The organism is Lentzea alba, from assembly GCF_047445655.1.
Taxonomy (GTDB): domain Bacteria; phylum Actinomycetota; class Actinomycetes; order Mycobacteriales; family Pseudonocardiaceae; genus Lentzea; species Lentzea alba_A.
The window spans coordinates 96630-115303 of record NZ_JAJAEG010000011.1 but is presented as its reverse complement, the minus strand read 5'-3'; the positions used below and the strand labels follow the sequence as shown (position 1 = coordinate 115303).

Below are 18674 nucleotides of genomic sequence, written 5' to 3'. Positions count from 1 at the left end.
TCAGAATCACAGCGAGCCCCGCTGCGACCGTGGCACGACCGCGCCTGCCCCACATCCCCATCGACGTTCATCCGATCTACTTGTCGCCCACTCCCGAGACTGCCTGCACGAAGTCGTTTTGGCGTCCCCCGTCAAGGTGACGCCACGGGATGCGCCGAAGTTGCTCAAGTGGCCGGATCGTTACGCAGCCGATGCACCCCCAAACCTGGCCTGACCAGCCGATTGGGATCACGCGTTGGCGCTGTGCTAACGTTCTTCCCGTCGGAACGAGCAAGACATCCGGCAACACAAACAAGCGCCGCTAGCTCAGTTGGTTAGAGCAGCTGACTCTTAATCAGCGGGTCCGGGGTTCGAGTCCCTGGCGGCGTACTCGAAATGAAGGAAGGCTTGTGCTCGTAAAGAGCACGAGCCTTTTTTCATTTCTCGGTGTCTTTTGGGAGCCGACTGGCGTCGCGTGGCCGGCGTGCTCCGCGAGCTGCACCGGTTGACGGAGGCCGGCCGCAGCGCCTAGGGGTGGCGATCGTCCGCCGACCTCCTGCACGCCGAGACCCACATCGCTCGGGTGAGTGGCCGGATCAGGAACTGATCTTCGCGACCGTCGCCTTCGCGGTCGGGCCGACGCCGATGAGCGTCGCTGAGGCGGGTCCGGTCCAGCCGCCGTAGCCGAGCAGGTGCAGGCGCGGCTCTTCAACAGCGGTCGTGCCGTCGACGGCGACCCGGCCGTCGACGTCGCGCAGTCGCAACGGGGCCAGGTGGCTCAGGGCGGGCCGGAAGCCGGTGCACCACACGACGACATCGGCGCCGGACAGGGCTTCGAAGTCCATCGGGGCCGCGACGAGCAGTCCGTTGTCGCGGGCTTCGCGGACCGGTGGCACGGCCACGATGTCGCCGAGGCCGCTGACGCTGCCGTGCCGGGTGGCGATGTCGAACAGGGCTTTGCCGTCGATCTCGTCCGGCATGTACCGCGGCGGACGGCGGGTCATCCAGGTCAGTTCGGTGTGCGGCACGAGGTCGGCCGCGATCTGGGCGCCGGAGTTGCCGCCGCCGACCACCACGACCTTCTGCCCGGCGAATTCGAGGGGGTCGCGGTAGTCGACTACGTGCAGCTGGCGCCCCGGCAGGTCCATCAGTGGCCGGAACGGTCGCCACCAGGTGCCGGTCGCGCTGATGACGTGCCGTGCCGTCCAGGTTCCGGCGTCGGTGTGCACCAACAGCCGGTCACCGTCGCGAGTCACCGAGGACACGTGGACGGGTCGCTGAACGGGGATGTCGTAGCGCTTCTCGTAGGCGGTGAGGTAGTCGACGACGTGTTGGGCGGTCGGGTAGCCGTCCGGAAAGGCCGGCATCGGCCAGCCCGGCAGCGAGCTGTGGCGGGCGACGGAGAACAGGCGCAGCGAGTCCCACGTGAGCGGCCACGCCCCGCCCGGCACGGGTTGCGCGTCCAGCACCACGTGGTCGATCCCGGCGCGGCGCAGGTAGAAGGCGGCGGCCAGCCCTGCCTGGCCGCCGCCGAGCACCACGACGTCAGACCTGAGCACGGGCCACCCATCGGCGCCGCAGCCAGAGGCTGACGTAGACCAGCGCCACGAGCACGGGCACCTCGATCAGCGGCCCGACCACGCCGGCCAGAGCCTGGCCGGAGGTCACCCCGAACACGCCGATCGCGACGGCGATGGCCAGCTCGAAGTTGTTGCCCGCGGCGGTGAACGCCAGCGTCGTCGTCCGCTCGTAGGACAGGCCGGAGGCCTTGCCGAGCGCGTACGAACCGGCCCACATGATCGCGAAGTAGACCAGCAGCGGCAGCGCGATGCGGGCGACGTCGAGCGGGCGGTTCGTGATGTTGTCACCCTGCAGCGCGAACAGGATGACGATCGTGAACAGCAGGCCGTACAACGCGATCGGGCCGACGCGCGGCAGGAACCTCGACTCGTACCAGTCACGTCCGCGCGACCGCTCTCCCAGCCTGCGGCTCAGAAACCCGGCCAGCAGAGGGATGCCGAGGAAGACGAGCACGGACTTCGCGATCTCCCAAGCGGAGAAGTCGACCGCGGCGGCGTCGAGGCCGAGCCAGCCGGGCAGCAGTTCGAGGTAGAACCAGCCGAGCACGCCGAACATGACGACCTGGAACACCGAGTTCAGCGCCACCAGCACCGCGGCGGCCTCGCGGTCGCCGCACGCCAGGTCGTTCCAGATGATGACCATGGCGATGCAGCGGGCGAGGCCGACGATGATCAGGCCGGTGCGGTACTCCGGCAGGTCCGCCAGGAAGATCCACGCCAGCGCGAACATCAGCGCGGGACCGAGAACCCAGTTCAGCACCAGGGAGAGCAGCATCGTGCGGCGATCGCGGGTGACGGTGTCGAGCCTGTCGTAGCGGACCTTCGCCAGCACCGGGTACATCATCAGCAGCAGGCCGAGCGCGATCGGCAGCGACACCTCACCGATCTTCACCGCGTCCAGCACGCCCCGCAGTCCGGGGACGAACCGGCCGAGCAACAGGCCGGCGACCATCGCGACGCCGATCCACACCGGCAACAATCTATCCAAAAAGGACAGTCGGTGCAGCACAGCAGTGTCCGTGGTGCTCAACAGGTTCTCCCGGGGTCAGCAGCAGGAACTGGCGTCGCGCAACGGTCCACCCGGCGCCAGCACCGCCGCGAGGGCGTCGATGGCGGCGTTGTCGACGCGGTACCAGCTCCAGGTGCCGCGCCGCTCACGGCTGAGCACCCCGGCCTGCACGAGGATCTTGAGGTGGTGACTGAGCGAGGACTGCGGCATGTCGAACTGGTCGGCCAGGTCGCAGAAGCACGCCTCCTGCCCCTCGGTCCGGCGCACCAGGCCGACCAGCTCGACCCGGACCGGATCGCCGAGCGCCTTGAACAGGCGGGCGGCGGTCGTCGAGTCGAGCAGCGTCTGGTCCACGGCGACGACCATAGCCGCTTGGATTGACAAAAGTCGATACAGAGGGTGTGATCTGCATCGAAGTGCTCCGGTCCAACGAGGAGAACCGCCGTGCCCAAGACCCCCGAGGTGCTGTTCGTCTGCGTGCACAACGCGGGCCGCTCCCAGATGGCCGCGGCACTCCTGCAGCACTACGGCCTGGGACGCATCGCCGTCCGCTCGGCCGGTTCCGAACCCGCGGAGAAGGTCAACCCCGCGGCCGCCGCGGCGCTCGCGGAGTGGGGACTCGACATCACCGCCGAGGTGCCGTCGAAGCTCACGACCGAGGACGTCGAGGCGTCGGACGTGGTGATCACGATGGGCTGCGGCGACACCTGCCCGGTGTTCCCCGGCAAGCGCTACCTCGACTGGCAGCTCGACGACCCGGCAGGCCAGGGCATCGACGCGGTCCGTCCGATCCGCGACGACATCGACCGCCGGGTGCGCGGCCTGGTCGCCGAACTGCTCGGCTAACGCGGCACGCTCGCGATCGACAACGCGGCCGCCAGCACCCCGATCGCGCCCAGCACCACGAACACCGCCGGATACCCGCCCAGCCACGCCGCCATCGCACTACCCGCCCACGGCGCGATGGCGGCCGTGAGCATGACCGGCGCGATGAGCAGGCCGTTGAGCTGTCCGTAGTGGACGGCTCCCCACCGGTCGGTGATCGCGGTCGCCTGCACCAGCGTGAAGATCCCGCGCGTGACACCCGCGAGCACCGAACCGGCGATCAGCAGCAGCGCCGGGCCCGGCACCACGCCCAGCAGGACCGTCACGGCCGCGCTCAGCAGGAGCACCAGCAGGGTGCGGGTGCGCACGGACGTTCTCGCGGACAGCCTGGCGTAGCCGAGCCTGCCGAGCACCTGGCCGACCCCGCCCAGGCCGAGTGCGATCGCGGCGGCCGAGGTGGTCATACCGCGTTCGGTCAGCAGCGGGACGAGGTTGATCACGACGGCGTACACGCTGAACGCGGCCAGGCTCATCGCGACCACGAGCACGAGGAACGGCCTGCTGCGCGCCACCGCCGACGGAGCGTGCGCGGTCTCGTGCTCGATCGACGGCCACGCCAACCTCAGACCCCACAGGTGCAGCGGAATCGTCGTGACAGCAAGGAATCCGGCGAGCACGAGATACGTGCCGCGCCAGTCCAGGTGGTCGTTGAGCACGGCGGTCAGCGGCGCGAACACGGTGCTGGCCAGCCCCGCGATCAGCGTGACGGCGGTGAGCGCGGTGACCCGGCGCGGCCCGTACCAGCGGGTCAGCGCGGCGAACGCGGGTGCGTAGAAGACTCCTGCCATGGCGACACCGGCCAGCAGCCACGCTGCGGTGTATCCGGCCAGCGAGTCCGCGGTCGCCAGCGCGACGAGCGCGAGCACGGCGACGATCGAGCCGGCGGTCATGATGGCGCGCGGGCCGTGCCGGTCGAGCAGCTTGCCCACCGGGATGCCCACGAGGCCCGCGACGATCTGGCTCGCGGAGAACCCGGCGGTGATCGCCGCGAACGACCACCCGGTCCGCGCGCTGATCGTGGGCAACAGCACGGGAAACGCGTAGTACAGCACGCCCCAGCTGATGATCTCGGTGGTGCACAACACGATCAGCACGCGGCGCAGCCCGGCGTCAATGCCGGGCCGCGCCGTCGTGTCAGCGTGCACTGGGCGCGAGGCCGATCGTCAGCTCACCGTGTTCCGGCGAGCCGCAGCAACCTCCGCCGTTCTTCTGCTCTGCCGGTGCGTCGAACACCCCGGCGCCACCGCACACTCCGGTCTCCGGCAGCACGAGCTCCACCCGCCCGGCCGCCTCGTGGTCACCGGCGATCGCGGCCACGACCGACCGCGCCTGCTCGTAGCCCGTCAACGACAGGAACGTCGGCGCACGGCCGTAGCTCTTCATGCCCACCAGGTAAACACCCGGCTCGGGGTGCCGCAGCTCAGTCTCACCATGCGGGTAGACGGTGCCGCAGGAGTGGACGTTCGGGTCGATCAACGGCGCGAGCTTCGTCGGCGCCTGCAGCACCGGGTCCAGGTCGAGCCGGATCTCCGACAGCCACGACAGGTCGGGCCGGAATCCCGTCAGCACAACAACTTCGTCGACTCCTTCGACGCGCTGGCCGTCGAACGACTCCAGCGTGAGGCTGCCGTCCACCGCACGTTCGACCGCTGCGGTGCGGAACCCGGTCGCGGTGGTGACGTGCCCGGCTTCAACCGCCTTCTGCGCTCGCAGTCCCAACGCGCCGCGCGCCGGCAGTTGGTCGGCCTCACCGCCACCGAAGGCGTTGCCGACGGCACCGCGGCGCAACAACCACACGATCTTCGTGCCGGGCTCCTCCTCCGCGAGCTCCGCCAGCACGACCAAGGCGGTCAGCGCGGAGTGACCGCTACCGGCGACCGCGATCCGCTTGCCGGCGTAGCGAGCGCGCTCGGTCACGAGGTCCGGCACCCGGTAGGTGATCTTCTCGGCGGCCGCCTTCTCCCCCGCCGCCGGAAGTCCGTCCCCACCCAGCGGGTTCGGCGAGCCCCAGGTGCCAGATGCGTCGATCACCGCACGCGCCGCGATCCGCTCTTCCCCGGCCGCGGTCTGCACGTGCACGGTCAGCGGCTCGTCCTCGCGGCCGGCGTCCACGATCCGGTCCCGCCCTCGCCGAGCCACGCCGACCACGCGCGCACCGAACCGCACCCGGTCGCCCAGCACCTCGGCGAGCGGTCGCAGGTAGCTCTCCACCCACTCGCCGCCGCTCGGGTAGGCGTCGCCGTCCGGCCGCACCCAGCCGGCCTCGTTCAGCAGGCGCTCGGCAGCCGGGTCGACGAGCTCGCTCCACTGCGAGAACAGCCGAACGTGGTTCCACTGCGACACGGCCGCACCGGCACGGTCGCCTGCCTCCAACACGAGAACCTGCTCGCCCCGTTCGACCAGGTTCGCCGCCACGGACAAACCCGCAGGTCCGGCACCCACCACGACGACGACTGGAAACTCGCTCACCGCACACCCCTTGCATCGAAGATTTTCGAATCAACGCCGTGACTGTATCGACCGGGATCGATTGACGCAACCATCGATCTGCGTCGATACTTCAGCCATGACGACTACAGCGGCCTCCCCCGCGGTGCTGCCCACGGGCGACGCCGCGACCTACGCGGAGTGGTTCGCGTGCCTCGCCGAACCGACCCGCGTGCGCTTGCTCCACGCGGTCGCCACGGCAGGCCGGTCGATGACCGTGGGCGAACTGACCGACCTCCTCGGCATCAGCCAGTCCACCTGCTCGCACCACGTGCGCAAGCTGGTCGAGGTCGGCTTCCTGCGGCAGCACAAGGAAGGCACCGCCACGCACGTCAGCGTGAACCCGTCGTGCTGCACCGGCCTGCCCCACGCCGCCGACGTCGTGATGGGTGTTCTCGCACCGCGCCCGTGCTGCCCGGTCGACCTCCCAGCGGACGTCCTGGTGCGACCGTTGCAAGGCGCCGACTGGACCGCCGTGCGCCGCATCTACGCCGAAGGCATCGCCACCGGCGACGCCACCTTCGAAACCGAAGTGCCCCTGCGCAGAGCACTCGACGCCAAGTGGCTGCCGGACCATCGGTGGATCGCCGAGATCGACGGCCGGGTCGCGGGCTGGGCCGCTCTCACAGCCGTGTCCACCAGGGACTGCTACGCCGGTGTCGCCGAGACATCTGTCTACGTGGGCGCGGACTTCCGCGGCCGCGGCGTCGGCAAAGCCTTGGTGCACAAGCAGGTCAACGCCGCCGATGACGCCGGCCTCTGGACGTTGCAGACGTCGGTCTTCCCCGAGAACCGCGCAAGCCTCGCCCTGCACCACTCCGCCGGCTTCCGCACCCTCGGCGTCCGCGAACGCATCGCACAGCACCACGGTGTGTGGCGCGACACCGTCTTCCTCGAACGCCGCGCCACCAACTGACACCCGACCGACCGCCCACCCGTCGCCGCACTCGGCGACGGCTACTTCGAGGTGCCCATGAACAGCCACGACGCCATCGTCATCGGCGCCGGCCAGTCCGGCCTCGCCACCGCCCACGCCCTTCTCGAACGCGGCTCACGTCCGCTCGTCCTCGAAGCCGGCGACGAACCGGTCGGCTCCTGGCCGCACTACTACGACAGCCTGACCTTGTTCTCGCCGGCCAGGTACAGCGCTCTCCCCGGTCTGCCGTTCCCCGGCGACCCCGAGCGCTACCCGCACCGGGACGAAGTCGTCAGCTACCTGCGCACCTACGCCGCGCGCCTCAACGCCGACGTTCGCACCGGCTGTCGCGTCACAGAAGTGGTGCACGACAGCGAATACCGCGTGACCACCGCAGACGGCGAGATCTTCACCGCGCCGGTCGTCATCGCCGCCACCGGAGGCTTCGGCAACCCGCATCGGCCGGCTCTGCCCGGTCTCGACGCGTTCCCCGGCACTGTCCTGCACGCCGCGCGGTACCACTGCCCCGAACCGTTCCGGGGCCGGCGCGTCGTCGTGGTCGGTGCCGGAAACTCCGCCGTCCAGATCGCCGCAGAACTCGCCGAACACGCCCGCGTCACCCTCGCGACCCGCAAGCCGGTGAAGTTCACCGCCCAGCGCCCGTTCGGCAGAGACCTGCACTTCTGGCTCGACCGCACCCGCCTCGACCGCCTCCCGATCGGCCCGTGGCTGCCCGGCGAGCTCACGACCCCGGTCCTGGACACCGGCATCTACCGCGCCGCGCTCGACCGACGCCGCCCGGACCGCCGGCAGATGTTCACCGCTATGGAGGGCTCGAAGCTGATCTGGCCCGACGGGCAACGCGAGCACGTCGACTCGATCATCCTGGCCACCGGCTATCGCCCCGACCTGCCGTACCTGGGCGCCCTGGGCACGGACCACGACCGCGGCATCTCCCGCCGGCATCGCGGCCTCGGCTTCGTCGGGCTCGAATGGCAGCGGAGTCTGTCCTCCGCGACCCTGCGGGGTGTCGGACGTGACTCAGTCCACGTGGTGCGCCGGCTGCTCCGGTGACGCCGGATCAGTTCAGCGAGAGCTGTTCGCGGTGGAAGTCGAAGTGCCGCACCGGGAAGCGGTACAGGTCCGCCGCGGTCATGAACTCGCGGAAGCACGGGTCCCACCGCGTCGGGTAGGGCATCCCCTTCGCCAGGCTGATGTCGTTCTCCCGGTCGAGGCGGCGGTGCAACGCGGCGATGGTGCGGTCACACAAGACGATCATCGCTCGGCGCGGCATCAGGCTGCCGCCGAGCCAGGAGCCCGCGAAGTTGACCGCGTCGAACGGTTTCGTGCCCGCGTTGAGCAACCTCGCCCAGCCACGGCCCACCCCGGCGGGCAGCCGCGCCATGATCCGCGCCAACGCCAGCAACGCTCGCATGATCAGAAACCCGAGCAGCATGTGGAAGAGCAGCTGCCGGTTGGTCCAGCGGGTGCCGTTCGAGCGGCGACCCAGTTCCTCGTCGGCCGCACCGTCGAGCAACGCCCGGAACGCCGTTCGTGTTCGCTCGTAGTCGTCATGAACCGCTTGCTTGTCCACCACTTCAGTGTGAGCGGGGAGAGGCCGGCGCGCGACCTCTCCCCACCCGCGACTACTTCAGCGTGTACGCCTGCAGGACCGTCTGGTCGACGGTCCCGTGTGCGTCACCGGTCTTCGCCTTGAACGACACGGACTTCGCGTCCTTCGGGTGCGCCAGCGTGGTCAGCCACCTGTTGCCCGCCTTGAACACGACGACCCGCTGCCAGGTCTTGCCCTCGTCGTACGAGACCTCGACCTGCGGCGTGCGGACGTCGGTCACGTCGGCCTTGGCGCCGTTGCGCTGCACGGTCACCGGGACCGTGAGCACGCTGCCCGCCCTCGCCTGGTTGCGGTCGTCGAGCTTCGGCGAGAACCGGACCGCGAGCAGCGGCAGGGCCTTCGAGCGGTCGCCCGAGACGGTCCCGGAGGTGAAGGTCCAGTCCGCCGTCACCTTCGACGACAACGGGGTGCGGTTGCCCTCGGTCTGCAGCCGGTAGGTGGTCTTGGCCGCCGGCACCGGGGTGAAGATCCTGCCCGGCGTCGGTGCCTCGGCGACGACCTCGCCGTTGGCGCTCAGCCTGGTGAAGCCGGTGCTGCTGTCGAAGTCGAACGCCGAGTGCTCACCGGTGCCGTCGGCGAACAGCTGCGCGTTCACGAACAGCTGGTCGCCCAGCCTGCCGCCCCACGCGGCGGTCATCTCGGCCGGGACCGCGGGGAAAGCCGGTCCGAACACGGCGGTGTTCCACTGCTCGGTGCCCTTGGCGCCGCGCCGGAACGTGTTCGGGTTCGCGTCGTCGACGATCGTCGGCACCGCGCTCGGGTCGGTCTGTTCGACCAGCCAGCGGCCCCACGCCACACCGGGCGTGTAGTACTCGGTCAGCTTGAACGGCAGCGGGCCGGAGACGCCGTTGTTGCGGCTGCCGATCGAACCCGGGATGCGGGCCTTGAGCGTGGTGTCGATCTTGGCCATGTCCCGTTCGCGGTCGCTGTGCTTGATCGCGGTCGGCATCTTCTCCTCGCCCGCGGTCTGCGAGTGGAACTGGTACGGGCTGCCGTAGAAGCCGCCCTCGGCGTTCTTCTTGGCGAACACGCTGCCCGCGGACCAGCTGAAGCCGGGGTCCGACGTGGCGGAGGGGTGGACGTAGAAGTCCTTCCAGTCGCGCAGGCCCCAGCCGCCGCCGTACCCGAAGTTCTCCTTGCTCATCCGCACGTTCAGCGACGCGCTCGCCGGCGCGGCCTCCTCGCGGTCGACGGTGATCGACGGTGCGGAAGCGTTGCGGGCGTCGAGGTCGAGGGTCTTGTCACCGGTGACCTCGACGGACGGTTCGTACGCCACCGTGATCTTCGGGGGCGTGCTCGGGTCGGTGGTCACCGTCTCGAAGAACGTGGACAGGAAGTACCGGCCCTTCGGCAACCGGAGCGTCACCTTGCCGGTCGGTGCGGCACCGCTCTGGAACCCCGGGGTGTCGATGCCGATCAGCAGGAAGCGCCACGCGTTGCCCGGCTTGCCGTCGTGACCGGTGTAGTTGAGCGTGAGGTCGTAGCTCTCCGGCTCCTTGTGCACGCCGATCGGCACGCGGGTGCCGTTGGAGGCGACGATCGCGGCGCCGTAGCCACCGTCCGGGCCGGCCACGCGGGTGTCCGCGGTGACCGAGGCCTCCGCGGTGCCGCCCGCCGGGACCGTCAGTTTCGCCGGGGACACGCTGAACAGGCCTGCGGCCGCGGGCTTCTGCTCGGCGACGGCCAGATCGAGCGTGAGCGGCTCGGTGCCGGTGTTGCGGTAGGTGATCTTCTTCGTGATCGGCTGGTCGTCGTCGTGCGGCCAGCGGGCCGTGCCGAAGCTGAGGCTGGCCGGGGTGGCGACGGGGCTCGAGGTGACCGCGCGGGCCACGTCGACGCGTCCGGCGCCCTGGTCGAAGACGCTGGAGTCGGCAAAGGGCTTGGCGGTGTTCATCAGCGCGGTCTTGATCTCCAACGGGGACCACGCCGCGTTCTTCGCCGCGAGGATCGCCGCCGCGCCCGCGACGTGCGGTGCCGCCATCGACGTGCCGGACAGGGCCACGTGACCCTCGCCGACCGGCGTACCGATGACGCCGTTCTTGGCCTTGGCGGCGACGATGTCCACACCGGGCGCGGTGATGTCCGGCTTGATGGCGCCGTCACCGACGCGCGGGCCGCGGCTGGAGAAGCTCGCCAGCCGGTCGTCCCGCTCGACCGCACCGACGGTCAGCGCCGAGTCGGCGGCCGCGGGCGAGGCGACCGGGCCGCCGGAGTTGCCCGCCGAGACCACGAACAACGCGCCGTGCTCGGCGGTGAGCCGGTTGACGGCCTGCGACACGAGGTCGGTGCCGTCGCTGGGACTGTTGGTGCCGAGGCTCATGTTGACGACGTCGGCCTTGGTGGCGGCCCACTCCATGCCCGCGATCACGCCGGACTCGGAGCCGCTGCCGTTGTCGTCGAGCACCTTGCCGTTGACGAGCTTGGCGTCCGGCGCGATGCCCTTGTACTTGCCGTCACCGGTGATCGTCGCGGCGACGTGGGTGCCGTGACCGAGCTTGTCGTCGGTGGTCGCGGCCGGCGTGAAGTTCTTCTCCTCCACCACGCTGCCCTGCAGGTCGGGGTGCGTGACGTCGATGCCGGTGTCGAGCACGGCGACCGTGGCACCGGCCCCGGTGAAGCCCTGCTCCCAGGCCTTCGGCGCGCCGATCTGCGCGGCGCTGCGGTCGAGCGTGGCGGTGATCTTGCCGTCGAGCCACACCTTGGCCGCGCCGGTGGTCCGCGCCGCCGACCAGAAACCGCCCTTCTTGTCAGCGGTCACGGCGTGAGCGTTGATGCTGGGCAACGACTTCGCGTCCGCTCGCAGCCCCGCACCACCCTGGACGATCAACGGGATCGTGTCGCGGTTCGCGTCGTCGTACCCGGACCGCGCGAGCAGCGAGACGTCGAACAGCCGCTGGTCGAGCGCACCGGCCGAGATCTGCCCCACGACGTCGAGCGGCACGACGTGCAGGTCGCCCCGCGCATCGGTGTAGTGGTGGAACCGGACGTCCTCACGCCCCTTGGCGGGGTGCGTCCGCACCTCCCCGTTCGCGACGTGCACGAGGTCACCCGTGATCAGCGTGACCGTTGTCGTCAGACCGTCCGCGGCCTGCGGCGACGCGGTGGTGATCTCCCCCATGGCCGGGGGCACGACAGCCGTGGTGACACCCACGGCAGCCGCGAGCCCAGCAGCGAGAATGGATTTCTTCAACGCGAACTCCCCTTGTTCGGCGTCAGAGAGCGATGTCGCCCTCCGTGACAGAGATACCGCAGAGAGTTGCCACGTTGCGTTGCTTCGGGGCATCTGTCCGAATGACGGCGCGATCCGCCGATCCGGCCTTCCCCGTTCAGTCCGACAGGTACCTCGACATCTCCTCGACACGGGCGTCCCAACGCTCCACCGGTGTTCCCTTCAGCTCCGGCAGGTAGTGCGGTGCGACGCCCGCGCGGTTCTTGCCGTGTCGCTTGGCCATCCGCACGCCCATGATCGCCCGCAGGATCAGGGTGGGCAGGTCCTCCCCATAACCCCGGTCGGCCGAAGCGGCGGTGACGCTCACGTGCAGATCGGGCGCGATCGTCGACCAGTCGTGCGCCCGGATCGCGGCCAGCACCTGATTCGCCCGCAGATGCAGGTCCGGCCTCACACCGGCCTCCGCGATCACGTACTGGTCCCCGCGCAGCCGGCACACCACGCCGATGCCGTCGCAGACCTGGCGGACCAGCCGTCCGCAGGTCTCCAGCACGAGATCTCCCGCCCCGCGCCCGTAGACCTGGTTGATCCCCAGCAACCCGTCCACGTCGACGTAGGTGACGACACCGGCCTCGCCCCCGAGGTGGTTTCGCACGAACTCCACGCATTCGGTCTCACCGAGCACCGGAACCGGCTCCACCTCCAGACCTTCGTCGAGGCCGCCCGGCCCGGCGCCGGAGCCGGAGCCGGAGCCGGAGCCGGAGCCGACGACGATGTGCACGTCGCCGTGGATGTCCCGCGCCTGCAGGATCGCTTGGGTCGTGGTGTCCCGGATCTTGTTGTGGTGCTCGGGGACGTCGCTGTCACTCGTCACATCTTCAGGTTCCCATCCACACTCGAACCAGGGCGGCAGTTGTCCGCATCTGGTGCCACGATCCCGCCATGATCGGACGTTGGCACGGACTCGTGATCGACTGCCCTGACCCGCAGGGCCTCGCGGAGTTCTACGAGAAGCTGCTCGGCATGATCCGGGTGCAGGACGAACCCGGCTGGGTCGTCATCGGCGACGCCCCCGACCGCCCCGGCGTGGCGTTCGCCAAGGTCGACACCTGGCAACCACCGCGCTGGCCCTCCGAGTCGGCGCAGATGCACTTCGACGTCCGCGTCGACGACCTCGCTGCGGCGGGCGAGAAGGTGCTGGCGCTGGGCGCCCGGCGACTGGAAGGCGGCACGGAGGTGTTCAACGTCTACGCGGATCCGGTCGGGCATCCGTTCTGCCTCGTTTGCTGGTGACTTCTTACGCTGTGCCGATGAAGAACCTGGTGTACGCGGCCGCCGCGCTGGTGGATTCAACGGTGGCGGCTTTCGAGCGCGGCGGTGCGCTGCGCAAGGTGACCAAGACGTCGCTGATGCCGGCGCTCGCGGTGGCCAGTCCACCTCAGAACGCCGGCATGGCGGTCGGACTCGCCGGCTCGTGGGCGGGAGACGTCGCGCTGCTCGGCGACTCGGACCGCGCGTTCCGGGCCGGGCTCTTCAGTTTTCTGGTGGCGCACCTCGGTTACACGGCCGCGTTGGCCCAGCGGTCACAGCCGGGATCCCGGCGGGCGGTGGTGCCGATCGTCACAGCTTCGGCGATCGGCGCGGTGGTTTTTGCTCGTGCGGCGGGGCCGATGGGCCGGCCGGTGGGGCTTTACGCGCTCACGCTCGGGACGATGGTCGCCGCCGCGTCCACTGTGCGCGGCGCGGGCGCGCGGCGGGTTTTCGGTGGTGCGGCGCTGTTCGCGGTGTCGGACGCGTTGCTCGGGGCCAGCCGGTTCGTCCTCAAGGGACGGGCGAAGCGGGTCGCGGCGGCCGGGGTGATGCCCACGTACGCGGCGGCGCAGTGGCTGATCCACACGGGGTTTCGCGGGGAAGGTAACCCGCGTGAAACGGCGTGAACCCGTGTGCTAACGTTCTTCACGTCGGAACGAGCAAGACACCGGCACACAAACAAGCGCCGCTAGCTCAGTTGGTTAGAGCAGCTGACTCTTAATCAGCGGGTCCGGGGTTCGAGTCCCTGGCGGCGTACTCCAAAGAAGCAGGTAGAGATTCGTCTCTACCTGCTTCTTTGTATTTTCCGCACTCATATTCAATTTTCGTTTCTTCGCTGTGGATCATGGTTGGCGAGCCCGACATCCCTGGGATCAAGGGATCAGGCGGCTGGTACCGCTGTGTGATGGGCCCAGGCGGTGGCCTCGTCGTAGGTGGTGTCGGTGGCGACGCAGCCGTGAAGGGATCCCGACGAGGCGGTTGCTGACGTGCCGCAGCCAGGCGCACGAACCACGGGCAGGATTCACCAACTCCGAACGAGCCAAGTGCTCACCCGCTGGGCAGCCACCTCACGGTGAGGTGTCGGCCGCCTCCCCTGACATCCTCTGCGTGTCGCTCGAAGGTGCACTAAATCGTGTGCGGCCAACCGAGCACGGCGCCGGATGTGCTCATTGGCAGCCGCAACCAGCTGCTGACTTCGCTTCCGCCACGGTGAGATTCGAGTCGACCGGCTGCTCGCTGGAGGTGCAGCAGGCGCTGACACCACAGCACGAGCCTGCGGCCTGCGGCGAAGCACCTGCGGTGACGGGGTTGATGTCGAGGGGCTTCACCGCCCGGACGATCGCGGAGTGCATGCCGTCCGCTGCCTCGAACGTCGGTGTGATCTCGACGTTGGCGAAGCCGACGGACTCCAAGCCCTCGCGGTACTCGCTGAAGGTCAGGGCTCCCGCGATGCAGCTGACGTAGGAGCCGCGCTCGGCTCGCTCGGCGGACGTGAGGTGATCGTCGGCGACGACGTCGGAGATGCCGATGCGGCCGCCGGGTCGTAGCACGCGGAACGTCTCGGCGAACACGGCGGGCTTGTCGACGGAGAGGTTGATGACGCAGTTGGAGATCACGACGTCGATGGTGTTGCCGGGCAACGGGATGGCTTCGATGTTGCCCTTGAGGAACTCGACGTTGGTGGCGCCTGCCTTGTCGGCGTTGGACAGGGCGAGGGCGAGCATCTCGTCGGTCATGTCCAGGCCGTAGGCCTTGCCGGTGGGACCGACGCGGCGGGCGGAGAGCAGGACGTCGATGCCGCCGCCGGAGCCGAGGTCGAGCACCCGCTCACCTTCGCGGAGCTCGGCGACGGCGATGGGGTTGCCGCACCCGAGGGACGCGGCGACCGCCTCGACGGGCAGCTCGCCGCGCTCCTCCGCGCCGTAGAGGGCGGCCCCGAAGGTGTCGTCCACCTCACGGGCCGCCGGGCCGCAGCAACCGCCTCCGCCTTCGACAACGGCGGTCGCGGCCGCGGCGTAGCGGGCACGGACGGTCTCGCGCAGTTCGGTCTGCTCACTCATAGGTGGCGCACCCCCAGGCTGTATTGAAGTCTGTCTATGTCATGTTGCGCCTGGAACGCGGAGCAGTCAATATTGAAAGATGTCGAAGCAAGAGGGTGGCTGCTGCGAGCCGCTGTCGGAGTCGCCACTCGAGGAGGATCAGGCGGCCGAGCTGGCGTCGATGTTCAAGGCGCTCGGCGACCCGGTGCGCCTGCGGTTGCTGTCCATGATCGCCTCGCGCCCGGACGGCGAGATCTGCGTGTGTGAGCTGACGCCCGCGTTCGAGCTGTCGCAGCCGACGATCTCGCACCACCTCAAGCAGCTGCGCCAGGCTGGCCTCGTCGACTCCGACCGCCGAGGCACGTGGGTGTACTACCGGCTCCGCCCGGAGACCACCGCACGGCTGGCCGCCGTCCTGTCCTCCGCAGGCAACCGGCAGCCGGCCGACGTGGCGTGACCTGTCAGCTTTGCGTGGCCGCCGGGTGCGGCACCACGACGTCTTCCGCGGCCTGCGCGGTCATGGCCGGGTAGAGCGCGCGGATCAGCAGCACGGCGAGCACGCCGCCGACCACCTGGGCGAGGACGTAGAGCGGCACGGAGGCTGGTGCGATGCCGGCGAAGGTGTCGCTGAACATGCGGCCGATGGTGATGGCCGGGTTGGCGAAGCTGGTGGAGCTGGTGAAGAAGTAGGCCGCACCGATGTAGGCGCCCACCGCCGCCGGTGCGGTCGCGGCGCGTCCGGAGCGGGCGAGCGAGAAGATCACCAGGAGCAGGCCGACGGTGGCGACCACCTCGGCGACGCCGTGCGCGAGCGTCGCACGGTCAGTGGTGCTGATGCTGACCACCGGCGCGGCGAACATGATGTTGGCCAGTACCGCGCCGGTGACGCAGCCGAGGACCTGGGCGGGCAGGTAGGCCAGCGCGTGTCGCCACGGCAGGCCACCGAGCGCCGCGTCGACAAAGGTGACGACGGGGTTGAAGTGGGCGCCGCTGATCGGCCCGAAGATGAGGATGATCGCGTAGAGGCCGGCCGCGGTGGCCGCGGCGTTCTCCAGCAGTTGCAGGCCGACGTCGCCGGGTGAGAGCCGCTGGGCGGCGATGCCGGATCCGATCACCAGCGCGGCGAGCAACGCGCTGCCGAGGAACTCGGCCAGCAGCTTGCGGGGCAACCCCATCGAGACTCCTTTGTAGACGCTGCCGGGCTCAGACGCGGGCTTCGACGCCGAGTTCGCCGAGCAGGCCGCGAACCCTGCGCTCGATCTCGTCGCGGATCGGGCGGACTGCGTCGACACCTTGACCGGCGGGGTCGTCCAGCGTCCAGTCGAGGTAGCGCTTGCCGGGGAACACCGGGCAGGCGTCGCCGCAGCCCATGGTGATCACGACGTCGGCGGCCCGGACGATCTCGTCGGTCCACGGCTTGGGGAACTCGCGGGAGATGTCGATGTCCCGCTCGCGCATGGCTTCGACCGCGGAAGGGTTGATCTCGTAGCCCGGCTCCGACCCACCCGACCACGCGACAGCCCGATCCTCAGCGAGGTGGTTGAAGAAGCCGAGTGCCATCTGGCTGCGGCCGGCGTTGTGCACGCACAGGAAGAGCACGATCGGCTTGCCGTCGTTGACGTGTCCCTCGACCTTCGCCAGCGCCTGCAACCGCTGCCCGGCGAACCGCTCAGCGAGCAGCGGCAGGAAGTTCGGCACGGTGCTGCGTGCAGCGAACTGGTCGAAGCTCGTGTGCAGGAACCGCTCGATGGTCTCCTGGGCGAACACGCCGTCGAACTTCGCCTGCAGGCGAGTCGCGGCGGTGCGCAGGGCGAGCTGCTGGTCGATGGTCAGGCTGGCGAGATCGTGGTGCTCAGGCATCGTGTTCTCCGGAGAAGTGAACGGCGGGCGCCAGCCGGTCGACCCGGTCGGCGAGATCACGGAACGCGGTGTCGAAGGCCTCATCGGTCCCGATCCGGGACGGGTCGGGCACCGACCAGTGCAACCGCTCCGGCATCGCGAGCTCTTCATGGGCGTTGTCGCACACCGCGACAACGAGGTCGTCCGGTCGCAGCACGTCGCTGACGTGCGCCGTGCGCGCACGCGCGAGAGACACGCCGTGCGCTTTGGCGGCCACAACGGCCAGCGGGTGAACACGTTGCGCGGGCTGCGTTCCCGCGCACGCGGCCGGCACCGGGCTACGGCGTTTCCACAGCGCGAGGGCCAGCTGCGAGCGAGCCGAGTTGTGCGTGCACACGAACACCACCCGCGGCACCTGCAGGACACCGGCGGGCACCAGACCAGTCAGCATGTCCGGCCGCAACCGCAGATAGCTGCGCCGATGGTCGCCCTCAGAACGAGTCCGGTCGACGACACCGGCCTGTTCGAGCAGCTTCACGTGATGCGCCAGCAGGTTGCTCGGCAGGCCCAGCTCTTTGCCGATCTCGCCGGGTGAGGCGTCACCGAGCAGCAGGCGGTCCACGATCGCCAGCCGCGCGGGCTCGCCGAGCACCGCGTGCAGTCGCGCCCGCGCCACCACCGAGGAAGACCACTCAACGTTCATTGAGTCAATGTTTGCTGAGCTATCTCGCTGAGTCAAGCTCCCGCTCGCTCACCGCCGAGCCAGGTAGCCAGAGTGCTGCCACTCACGTCACCGTGAACCCGTCGTGCTGCACCGGTCTGCCGCACGCGGCCGACATCGTCATGGGCGTCCTCGCGCCCCGCCCGTGCTGCCCGGACAATCTCCCCCGTCCGCGCAATGCGCGACGACGACTCGGCCGCCGTGCGCCGCATCCACGCCGAAGGCATCGCCACCGGTGACGCCATGTTCGAAACCGAAGTCCCCCAACGCAGAGCGCTCGACGCCAAGTGGCTGCGCGACCACCGGTGGACCGCCGAAGTCGACGGCGCGATCGCGGGCTGGGCAGCGGCCGCACCAGTACTGCTACGCAGGCGTTGCCGAGCACTCGGTCTATGTCGCTGCCGGCTTCCGCGGCCGAGATTCGGCAAAGCCCTGCTGCACAAGCTGGTCACCTCCGCCGACGAAGCCGGCCTGTGGACCGCGAAACAGGCGACGAACCGCCGGGCGATGTTCACCGCCGTCACTCAGACGAGGCATTTGGCGGCCGAGACCCGAACCTCGGTCATCGCTTGGCTCTACCTGCCGCCCACTGTCCTTTCTGGACCACGGCTGCGGGTGACCGTGGTTCGCCTGGCCGTACCGCTCGCTCAGACTCTCGCCCGTCGGCCACACCTCGCTCAGCCCGTGGTTCCGGCGGGGATGGCGCTAGCTCAGCCTGTCGACCACCTCGCACAGCGGGCCGCCTGCTTGCATTTCTGCCAGGCAGGCGCGGAGTTCCGCGGTGCGGCGTTCGGACTCGGCCAGCAGGGCGGCGGCCATGCGGGCCCAGTCCTCCTGGCCCACCGCCGGCGGCAGGTCGGCGAACAGGTCGGCGATCTCGCGGACGGTCAGGCCGACGCGCTGGGCGAGCTTCGCGACCTTGATGCGGCACGACGCGGACTCGTCGAACAGGCGTTGGTTGCCGTTACCTCTGGTGGCGGTGATGACGCCGTGCTTCTCGTAGAACCGGACGGCCGACGGGGCGACCCCCGCGGCGCGGGAGACGTCGCCGACGGTCAGCGCGATGGCGTGGGTCATGAGGCCACGGTAGCGAGCTTGACTTCAAC

At 69.6% G+C, this 18674-nt stretch carries 19 protein-coding genes, 2 tRNA genes and 1 pseudogene; 9 read left to right on the top strand and 13 right to left on the bottom strand.

Features of this window, described 5'->3' with window-relative positions; all coding sequences use genetic code 11:
* The first annotated feature begins 295 nt into the window (after positions 1–295).
* Positions 296–369: transfer RNA gene (locus LFM09_RS19760), tRNA-Lys, on the top strand.
* A 206-nt stretch (positions 370–575) separates the two neighbouring features.
* Here the strand turns inward: LFM09_RS19760 and LFM09_RS19755 are convergent.
* From LFM09_RS19755 to LFM09_RS19745, 3 genes are read right to left on the bottom strand one after another with little or no spacing between them, the layout of a single operon-like run.
* Entirely contained in the window at positions 576–1538 is a 963-nt protein-coding gene (locus LFM09_RS19755; RefSeq protein ID WP_414097960.1) for an ArsO family NAD(P)H-dependent flavin-containing monooxygenase, read from the bottom strand.
* On the bottom strand, positions 1525–2589 hold the full coding sequence (gene arsB, locus LFM09_RS19750; RefSeq protein WP_414097959.1) for an ACR3 family arsenite efflux transporter: 1065 nt from the start codon (positions 2587–2589) through the stop codon (positions 1525–1527). Before arsB ends, LFM09_RS19755 begins: the two co-directional genes overlap by 14 nt.
* A 15-nt stretch (positions 2590–2604) precedes the next feature.
* Positions 2605–2922, bottom strand: a complete 318-nt coding sequence (locus LFM09_RS19745; RefSeq protein WP_414097958.1) for an ArsR/SmtB family transcription factor — start codon at positions 2920–2922, stop codon at positions 2605–2607.
* A gap of 90 nt (positions 2923–3012) precedes the next feature.
* On the opposite strand from LFM09_RS19745, the gene LFM09_RS19740 reads away from it, so the two are divergent.
* On the top strand, positions 3013–3414 hold the full coding sequence (locus LFM09_RS19740; RefSeq protein ID WP_414097957.1) for an arsenate reductase ArsC: 402 nt from the start codon (positions 3013–3015) through the stop codon (positions 3412–3414).
* On the opposite strand, the gene LFM09_RS19735 is transcribed toward LFM09_RS19740, so the two are convergent.
* Positions 3411–4598, bottom strand: a complete 1188-nt coding sequence (locus tag LFM09_RS19735; RefSeq protein WP_414097956.1) for an MFS transporter — start codon at positions 4596–4598, stop codon at positions 3411–3413. The two genes, LFM09_RS19740 and LFM09_RS19735, sit on opposite strands and share 4 nt — an antisense overlap.
* Positions 4588–5922, bottom strand: coding sequence for an FAD-dependent oxidoreductase (locus LFM09_RS19730; protein WP_414097955.1), 1335 nt, complete (start codon positions 5920–5922; stop codon positions 4588–4590). The genes LFM09_RS19735 and LFM09_RS19730 overlap by 11 nt, the downstream gene beginning before the upstream one ends.
* A 97-nt stretch (positions 5923–6019) precedes the next feature.
* Here LFM09_RS19730 and LFM09_RS19725 point away from each other — a divergent pair, with 97 nt between their 5' ends.
* Together LFM09_RS19725 and LFM09_RS19720 are read left to right on the top strand one after the other, a co-directional pair.
* Positions 6020–6856, top strand: a complete 837-nt coding sequence (locus LFM09_RS19725; RefSeq protein WP_414097954.1) for a helix-turn-helix domain-containing GNAT family N-acetyltransferase — start codon at positions 6020–6022, stop codon at positions 6854–6856.
* Between the two features lie 57 nt (positions 6857–6913).
* Positions 6914–7930: a flavin-containing monooxygenase gene (locus LFM09_RS19720; protein WP_414097953.1), complete on the top strand. Its 1017-nt coding sequence runs from the start codon at positions 6914–6916 to the stop codon at positions 7928–7930.
* Positions 7931–7937: 7 nt separating this feature from the next.
* Here LFM09_RS19720 and LFM09_RS19715 read toward each other — a convergent pair whose 3' ends face one another.
* The 3 genes from LFM09_RS19715 to LFM09_RS19705 form a co-directional block, all read right to left on the bottom strand.
* Positions 7938–8450 (bottom strand): DinB family protein, encoded by a 513-nt coding sequence (locus tag LFM09_RS19715; RefSeq protein ID WP_414097952.1) that lies wholly within the window; start codon positions 8448–8450, stop codon positions 7938–7940.
* Between the two features lie 52 nt (positions 8451–8502).
* Positions 8503–11679 carry a S8 family serine peptidase gene (locus LFM09_RS19710; protein WP_414097951.1) on the bottom strand — a complete coding sequence of 1059 codons (3177 nt, stop codon included), beginning with the start codon at positions 11677–11679 and terminating at the stop codon, positions 8503–8505.
* Positions 11680–11815: 136 nt separating this feature from the next.
* Entirely contained in the window at positions 11816–12532 is a 717-nt protein-coding gene (locus tag LFM09_RS19705; protein WP_414097950.1) for a GGDEF domain-containing protein, read from the bottom strand.
* Between the two features lie 68 nt (positions 12533–12600).
* Here LFM09_RS19705 and LFM09_RS19700 point away from each other — a divergent pair, with 68 nt between their 5' ends.
* The 3 genes from LFM09_RS19700 to LFM09_RS19690 all read left to right on the top strand — a co-directional run bounded on the left by LFM09_RS19700 (position 12601) and on the right by LFM09_RS19690 (position 13725).
* The gene (locus LFM09_RS19700; RefSeq protein ID WP_414097949.1) at positions 12601–12951 is read left to right on the top strand and encodes a VOC family protein; all 351 of its coding nucleotides are present in this window, start codon (positions 12601–12603) and stop codon (positions 12949–12951) included.
* A gap of 17 nt (positions 12952–12968) precedes the next feature.
* Complete coding sequence (locus tag LFM09_RS19695) at positions 12969–13595, top strand: lysoplasmalogenase (RefSeq protein ID WP_414097948.1); 627 nt, start codon at positions 12969–12971, stop codon at positions 13593–13595.
* A gap of 56 nt (positions 13596–13651) precedes the next feature.
* Positions 13652–13725, top strand: a tRNA-Lys gene (locus LFM09_RS19690).
* Between the two features lie 410 nt (positions 13726–14135).
* Here LFM09_RS19690 and arsM read toward each other — a convergent pair.
* Complete coding sequence (gene arsM, locus LFM09_RS19685; RefSeq protein ID WP_414097947.1) at positions 14136–15029, bottom strand: arsenite methyltransferase; 894 nt, start codon at positions 15027–15029, stop codon at positions 14136–14138.
* 79 nt (positions 15030–15108) lie between these two features.
* On the opposite strand from arsM, the gene LFM09_RS19680 reads away from it, so the two are divergent.
* Positions 15109–15465 carry an ArsR/SmtB family transcription factor gene (locus LFM09_RS19680; protein ID WP_414097946.1) on the top strand — a complete coding sequence of 119 codons (357 nt, stop codon included), beginning with the start codon at positions 15109–15111 and terminating at the stop codon, positions 15463–15465.
* A gap of 4 nt (positions 15466–15469) precedes the next feature.
* Here LFM09_RS19680 and LFM09_RS19675 read toward each other — a convergent pair whose 3' ends face one another.
* From LFM09_RS19675 to LFM09_RS19665, 3 genes are read right to left on the bottom strand one after another with little or no spacing between them, the layout of a single operon-like run.
* Entirely contained in the window at positions 15470–16183 is a 714-nt protein-coding gene (locus LFM09_RS19675) for an aquaporin (protein WP_414097945.1), read from the bottom strand.
* Positions 16184–16211: 28 nt separating this feature from the next.
* Positions 16212–16868, bottom strand: coding sequence for an arsenate reductase ArsC (locus LFM09_RS19670; protein WP_414097944.1), 657 nt, complete (start codon positions 16866–16868; stop codon positions 16212–16214).
* Positions 16861–17550 carry a helix-turn-helix domain-containing protein gene (locus tag LFM09_RS19665; protein ID WP_414097943.1) on the bottom strand — a complete coding sequence of 230 codons (690 nt, stop codon included), beginning with the start codon at positions 17548–17550 and terminating at the stop codon, positions 16861–16863. The genes LFM09_RS19670 and LFM09_RS19665 overlap by 8 nt, the downstream gene beginning before the upstream one ends.
* A 77-nt stretch (positions 17551–17627) precedes the next feature.
* Between LFM09_RS19665 and LFM09_RS19660 the strand changes: the two are divergent.
* Positions 17628–18075: pseudogene (locus LFM09_RS19660) on the top strand (N-acetyltransferase family protein); the annotation flags it as partial.
* 198 nt (positions 18076–18273) lie between these two features.
* Here LFM09_RS19660 and LFM09_RS19655 read toward each other — a convergent pair.
* On the bottom strand, positions 18274–18645 hold the full coding sequence (locus LFM09_RS19655) for a MerR family transcriptional regulator (protein ID WP_414097942.1): 372 nt from the start codon (positions 18643–18645) through the stop codon (positions 18274–18276).
* Between the last annotated feature and the right edge of the window lie 29 nt (positions 18646–18674).